A 6687-nucleotide genomic window follows, 5' to 3' on the forward strand; every position below is an offset into this window, starting at 1 on the left:
TTGCCAAAGTTTGGCCCCGCGTGGGCCGGCGCCTTGATGGGCACTTCTATCGCCTCCACGGTCTGCACGTAGGCCAGCTCGTGTTCGCCCTCATCGCGGCATTGTTGCTGCTGATCTTCACCGCAGGCGCGCGCAATGCGCCTCCCCAGCACCAGAACATGGCGGCGTGGGGCATGTACACGATGGGGCTTCTCGCGTGCGGCTCGGCGTGGACGGCACTCACGGGCAACGATGCGTTCCAGCTGATCAGCTGGTGGATCGGCGCGCCACTGACCATCATCGTGTGCGTGTGGCAACTCTGGGGTTTGTGGCACTACACCGAGCCAGCGTTCCCGTGGGGCTTGGCGCTCGTGTCCCCGATGGTCGCCGCGACATCCGGCGAGCAGCTGGCCACCCATCACGGCGAGTTTTATCACTACGCGGGTGAGCTGTGCTTCTTCCTCACGTTCTTCACCGCGATCCCACTCTTCCTCTACTGCTACTGGTCCCGCACGCGCCCGCGTGGCACCGCCGCGGGTACAGCGTGGATTCCCCTCGGTGTTGTCGGCCAGTCGACGGCAGCATCGACATTGCTTTTCGACGCCCACCTGTACGGCCTCATCATGTTCACCCTCGGCGTACCGTGCGTCCTCTACGCCATGTACTGCTTCTACGAGGCTGTCCTCCGCTGGGGTGTCTGCGCGGTGCGCTTTGGCTCCTGGGAACTAAGCCTGGGAACTAACACCTGGGAACTAAGCCTGGGAACTAAGCCAATCTGGTGCTAGATGAACTAGCTATCCGCGCTTCTCCGATGCCGTCGTCGTGGTGGTCCACGACAAGCTGGATCAGGCGCCCGGGGAACTCCCCGTCCGGCACGCCCACGACTCGGCATAGCGGCCGCCCTTCGCCAGCAATTCATCGTGCGTGCCCCGTTCTGCGACCGTCCCGTCCTCCGAAAGCACGACGATGAGGTCGGCATCGCGGATGGTGTGCAAGCGATGGGCGACGACGATCACAGTGTGATCGCCGCGCAACGCCTCAATCGTGCCGACGATCGCCCGCTCAGTGGCCGCATCCAGCGAGGACGTCGGCTCGTCGAGAAGCACCACCGGGGAATCCTTCAGAAGCGCCCGGGCGATGGCGAGGCGCTGCCGCTCACCTCCCGACAGCAGCGTCCCCTCCTCCCCCACCGGGGTATCCCACCCGGAAGGCAGCAGCTCCACGATGCGGTCCACCCCGGAACGCCGGGCGGCCTCGCGCAAGCGGTCCCCGTCACCGGGCCTGGAACCGAATCCGGGGTCGGCGAAGACCACGTTGTCCCGCACGGACGCGTCGAAAAGGAACGTCTCCTGGAACACCGGGGTCACCAGCAAGTTCACGCCGTCGGTGCCGATCCGAGGCAAGGGCACCCCGCCGATGAGGATCTCCCCCGAGTCCGGATCATGAAAACGCGACAGCAGCCGCATGACCGTCGTCTTGCCCGCCCCCGACGGTCCCACTACGGCAACCAGCGCTCCCTGAGGTGCACGGAAGCTGACGCCGTCGAGAACCTTCTTATCTCCGTACCCGAAGCTCACGCCGCGGAACTCCACGTCATGCCCGTCGGGCAGCTCCGGTGCGACAGGTTCGGGAAGGGCGGGGATTGCCCGCAGGTCACGCAACGCGGCTAACGTGTTGCGGCCCGCACCGAAACCGCCGGACAACGCTCCCGCCGTGGTGATCGGTCCGGTGAACTGGACGAGCACGATGAGTATCGGCACCAAATGCGCCGGCGCCATCCCGCCCGTCGCGGCGACTGCCACGGCGACGATCACCGCCGCCGTGAACACCGCATGGACGATCGAACCCAACCGTCCAATGGCCGCCCCCTGCGTCGACGTCGCCTTCGCGAACGCATCGTGTTGGGCCTGGATAGCCTCATCCACCATCACGTCCGCCGCCGAACCGTCGCCCGCGGCGCGAATCGCCTGCTGACCGTGGGTGAACTCGATCAGCCTGCCGGAGACGGCAGCGACGGCCTCAGCATGCGCTTCGTCCGACTCCCCGCCGACCCGGCCAATGGCCCGGTAGGCGAAGAAGAGCACCGGCGCCGACGCGACAAGAACCAAACCGACGCGCCAATCCACCGCCAGAATTCCGAAGGCGATGACGGTCGGCGTAACCACCGCGGCGATGACGGGCCGCAGGATCACGTGCGGCACGGACGCCGCGAACGCGATACCCGACGACGCCATCTCCGAAAAGCGGCCGGCCGTGGACTTGGTGACGTACCCGAGTGGCAACGTCAGCACGCGTTCGCCCAGGGAACGCAGCAGGGACGACAGCACCGCTGCGGAATTCACCCTGCCGACCGTCCCCGCGGCGAGGGACAGCACCGCATGGGCGGCCGCGAGACCGGCGATGACGCCGGTGAAACGCCACGCCGTCGCATCATCTCCCTCGGCCAGAGCCGACAACAGCGGCAGCAGCGCGACGAACGCCGCTCCCTGGGCCAGCGCGGCAAGCGTGGCCAACGCAATGAGCCACACCAGCGTCATTCTCGAGCGCCGATCCGTCATCGACCACAAGTCTCGAATCATCGGTTCCCCGCCTTTTCATCGTCTGATTCAGCGCCCCGCGGGGCGGATGGTTCGTCGTCGAGCGCGAACGCGCGCCACAAATCCCGGTAGCGGCCACCGCGCGCAAGCAACTCGTCGTGGGTACCCGCCTCCGCGACCGCTCCCCCATCGAGAACGAGGATGCGGTCGGCGTTGCGGATCGTGCTCAACCTGTGCGCGATCACAATCACCGTCCGCGAACGGGCCAAACGCTCGATTGCGGACTGGATGAGGGCCTCGGAAGCCGGATCCGCGTAAGCGGTTGCCTCGTCGAAGATGAGCACCGGCGCGTCCGTGACGATCGACCTCGCGATGGCTACGCGCTGCGCCTCACCACCGGAAAAGGTCACATCGACGTTGACCACCGAATCCAGGCGCTTCGGCAGCGCCGCGATGACCGCATCGAGGTTCGCGAGCTTCGCGGCCGCCATGATTTCGTCGTCGGTGGCGTCTCTCCTGGCCAGCCGGATGTTCTCCCGCAACGGCAGCGTGAACAACTGCGGATCTTGGAACACCACCGACACCGAGCGGTGCACGTCGCGCACGGCGATGTCGCGAAGATCGACGCCGCCCAGCAGCACCGAGCCTTCAACGGGGTCGTGGAAACGCGCCAACAGCCGGGCGACGGTGGACTTTCCGGAACCGGAGGACCCCACCAGCGCAGTGAGGGTCCCTGGTTCGAACGTCGCGCACATCCCGTCGAGAACCCGCGGCCCATCGCCGTAGGAGAAGACCAGGTTCCGGACCTCGAGCGCGCCTTCGCGTGCGGGCACCGGATCGGCGGGCTCGGCGATCGGCGGCGTGCTCAGCACCTCCGCGATGGACTTCAGGGCGGCGATCCCCGCGATGATGGGTTCGGAGTTCATAGCCACCCGCACGATCGCCGCGGAGAGTCCAAGGCTGAGAACCAGCCCGGCGACGAGCCCCTCCGGTATGCCGCCCGCGGCGTCTCTCAGAGCGAGGCCGGCCCCGCACACCACTGCGAGGACTGTGGTCGGGGACGTCACCACGTCGATGAGCCCGAGATAGATGTTCGACTGCCGGGACCAGGCGGACCACGCGCGGACGAACGACAACGCCGCGGCATCGTAGCGACCCGCGCCCTGGTTGGCGCGTCCGAAGGACTTCATCACCGGGATACCGCGCACCAACTCGATGACCGCGGCCGTCACTCCTTCGGAGGCTCGCTCGTAGTCGCGCTGAAGACCGGCTCCGCGCGAAATCATCACGCCCATCAGGGCGAAGGTGACCAGCACGGGGACGACCGCCACCGCCGCGATCCGCCAATCCACCGCGACGAGCGCGATGAGGGAAAGCAGGGGAACCAGCACCGCCACCACGGTCTCACCGACGGTGTGGCCCATGAGCTGGTGGACAGCCGCGACGTCCTTCTCAACCGACTCGATGATTCCCGACGAGCGCCGGGCGTCCAGCCAGCCCAGCGGTAACTTCCGGATTTGGGCGACCAGCCGGCGCCGGAGGTGGAGCTGCAGGTCGTTATCCGCCCGGTGCGAGAGCATGCCGGCGGCGCCGTCCGCGGCCATGCGCACCGTTGCGGCGACGACGATGATAACCACGGCCAACCACGTCCGATGCTCCGGGGCCTCCGGGTACGTCATCGCGATGTCGATGATGCCGACCAGCGAAGCGACGGTAGCCACCGACGACAGGACGGATAACGCGACCACCGCACGCATCCGGGTCCGAATCGGGGCGAGCAACGACCACGGGCCTACGGTCTCGTCCACGGCGCTCACTTGCCCGCCTCCCCGATCGCGCTTTTCTTCGTGAGAGTGCAGAAGTACACCATGCCGGCGTGTGAGGCTCCGCCCAGCTTCAGTCCGTTGGCTTCGGCGAGGTCCTCGACCTCGCTGCCCGGGAGCACCCGGTGGCCCATCTTCGCAACGACGGTCATGTCCACCTGCTCGTTCACGTCGGGATCCTCGGCGAACGTCTGCACGTAAGCGATGCCTCCATCGGCGAGCAGCCCGGCGACCCTGCCGAGCGGCGCGAGGACGTCGGCGACGTGGAATTCCGTCCGGCCCCGAGCCCTTCGACGGCGGCGTCCATCGGTTCACGCGCATAGCGACTGGGGAACCTCAGCTGGACCTTGTCCTCGTAGGCCGCGAGGAGTCTGCGGTTGTTCTGGACGATCTGGGCAATCGACTTCATCTGGTTCTGTCTCCGGGTGTGTGGGCCGCGTCCACGCGGCGGTTTCGGGTTAGGTGATCGGGTTCGCGGGCCGTCGTCGGCGGTGCCGCCCCCGTGGACGTACCTGTCATGCAGACTCCCCCGGCCTCGTTTTCACGGCGATGCCTAAGAACCAGGCCGCGCAGACCACCAAACCCGCAGCTCCGGCGCCGTTGACGGCCTCGCCGGCTGCGGATACGGGGTGTGCCCGGCGATTCCGCGCAGGAGGGGACGGACACCGGCCGGAGGATGTGCCAAACGGGGTTCCCGCGTTCGCGTCGCCCCCTCTCGGCCGACTCGTCGACTCATCGGTCGCTGTGGTGGGTTCATCAGTCACAAGCGGCACTGTGTTGCCCTCTCAGAAGATAATAACCATTCGTGCGTTAGGTTAGCCTAACCTCTCTTGCGGCTCAAGTCCCGTCTCGTGCGTTTGATGGACATTGCTGAAACCGAGATCGCGCAAAACCAGCACACCATTGAGTGGCGCGTGGACGAAAACCAAGGATGGGCGTAAGAATCCGTAGGCGTTGTTAACAATCTTCTCGGTGAATCAGCCTGTAAAACCGGGAAATCCCCGTACTCAGGGGACGATCACTATCCCGTTGGAGTGGGAGCAGAAGGCTTCTCCGGATAAGCGCTCTGGCAATGGCCCGAAACCGAAGGTGCGGGCGTGTCCCAAAATGGCACAGCTATGGATCCGGCGCTCGGTCAAGGGACTCCGGCACCCTTTCACCGCCATCGACCATAAAGAAGCCAGCCGGGAAGAGAAACATGGCTACCGCAAAGAAAGCCCAGGATTCCCGCCGTCCGACCACCCCAAACATGACCCACTCCAGGGCAAAGAACGCCACGCCCAACAGGCCCAAGACAAGCGCCGCGACGGAGTTGAGGCGGACATCCCGGTCGTTTATGCACCGCATCCTAGGTTTCGCCATGACGTGAGGCAGCCCAGCTGATTTCTGCGCTCATAATCAGAAACGGCCTATAGTTGACGTGTCATAAATTTTTTACGCGATAAGGGAGGACACGATGACTGCAGAGACACAGAAGGATTGGGCAGGCGACGCCCAGAATGCGTCAAAGGACGGCGAGTTCAAGCGGGATACGAACTACGTCGGTGACCGCATTTTTGCGTCGATAAGCAACGAGGCTCTGCACTAGCCCGTGCAACCGCACCGCTACCGCCTCATCGCAGCACGTGCCTACCCCTGGGCACATCGCGCTGTCATCGTGCGGCGTCCGATAGGGCTGGAAGATGTAATCTCCATGGGCTTGGCTGCCCCGACCCACGACAAGCGCTCCTGAGACCTTCGACCTGGATCCGGGCGGCACCCTACCGGAACAGGGAAAACATACATAGTCTGCGCCATCGGCGTCGCCGCATGTCAAGCCGGATACTCCGTGGCCTACTACCGGCTAGACCAACTCGTAGACATGTTGGCGGTCTTCTCACCGACTGACCAAAACTACCTCGATAAGATGCGGAAACTGATCAATGTCGATGTCCTTATCATCGACGATTTTATGACCATGAGCATCAACCAGCGCGGGCAAGAAGACCTGAGCAAGATCATATTCGACCGCGACGGTCGGCTCCCAACACTGATCTCCTCCCAATCGGCCGCCGCCTATTGGGTCGAAGCCCTCCCCGACAGAGTCGGAGCCGATTCACTCGTTAGCCGCCTCAACAACGGCCACCGAATCCGCATCGGAGACTTCGATATGCGCAAGGCCACCACCCCAATAGAACCGGACGAATAAAGCAAACAACCGGGCCGACTCCGTCGACCCGGCCCCAGTACCAACTACCCGGAACACGGCAGTACCGGGTCTCCGGAACACCTGTACCAAAAACCCGCATCTGACAACGCCAGTGGGCGGTAGCGGAAACTAAAGCCCATGTCATCACCAACCCCGCCAA

At 64.8% G+C, this 6687-nt stretch carries 4 protein-coding genes and 2 pseudogenes; 3 read left to right on the forward strand and 3 right to left on the reverse strand.

Annotated elements, in window-relative coordinates; genetic code table 11:
* The first annotated feature begins 20 nt into the window (after nucleotides 1-20).
* Nucleotides 21-764 carry a TDT family transporter gene (locus tag HMPREF2550_RS00250; protein WP_246819705.1) on the forward strand — a complete coding sequence of 248 codons (744 nt, stop codon included), beginning with the start codon at nucleotides 21-23 and terminating at the stop codon, nucleotides 762-764.
* A 60-nt stretch (nucleotides 765-824) separates the two neighbouring features.
* On the opposite strand, the gene HMPREF2550_RS00255 is transcribed toward HMPREF2550_RS00250, so the two are convergent.
* From HMPREF2550_RS00255 to HMPREF2550_RS12410, 3 genes are read right to left on the reverse strand one after another with little or no spacing between them, the layout of a single operon-like run.
* Nucleotides 825-2558, reverse strand: a complete 1734-nt coding sequence (locus tag HMPREF2550_RS00255) for an ABC transporter ATP-binding protein (protein ID WP_070788953.1) — start codon at nucleotides 2556-2558, stop codon at nucleotides 825-827.
* On the reverse strand, nucleotides 2555-4333 hold the full coding sequence (locus tag HMPREF2550_RS00260) for an ABC transporter ATP-binding protein (RefSeq protein ID WP_070788954.1): 1779 nt from the start codon (nucleotides 4331-4333) through the stop codon (nucleotides 2555-2557). The genes HMPREF2550_RS00255 and HMPREF2550_RS00260 overlap by 4 nt, the downstream gene beginning before the upstream one ends.
* A complete protein-coding gene (locus HMPREF2550_RS12410) occupies nucleotides 4330-4536 on the reverse strand; it encodes a hypothetical protein (protein ID WP_246819706.1) in 207 nt (68 codons plus the stop codon). The genes HMPREF2550_RS00260 and HMPREF2550_RS12410 overlap by 4 nt, the downstream gene beginning before the upstream one ends.
* Nucleotides 4537-5795: 1259 nt before the next feature.
* On the opposite strand from HMPREF2550_RS12410, the pseudogene HMPREF2550_RS11715 reads away from it, so the two are divergent.
* Together HMPREF2550_RS11715 and HMPREF2550_RS00275 are read left to right on the forward strand one after the other, a co-directional pair.
* Nucleotides 5796-6105 (forward strand): annotated as a pseudogene (locus HMPREF2550_RS11715) (glutathione S-transferase family protein); the annotation flags it as partial.
* Nucleotides 6099-6527 (forward strand): annotated as a pseudogene (locus tag HMPREF2550_RS00275) (ATP-binding protein); the annotation flags it as partial. The pseudogenes HMPREF2550_RS11715 and HMPREF2550_RS00275, both read left to right, overlap by 7 nt.
* Nucleotides 6528-6687: the final 160 nt, after the last annotated feature.

Origin of the sequence: Corynebacterium sp. HMSC074A01, from assembly GCF_001831515.1 — a bacterium.
In the GTDB taxonomy this organism is placed as follows: Bacteria; Actinomycetota; Actinomycetes; order Mycobacteriales; family Mycobacteriaceae; genus Corynebacterium.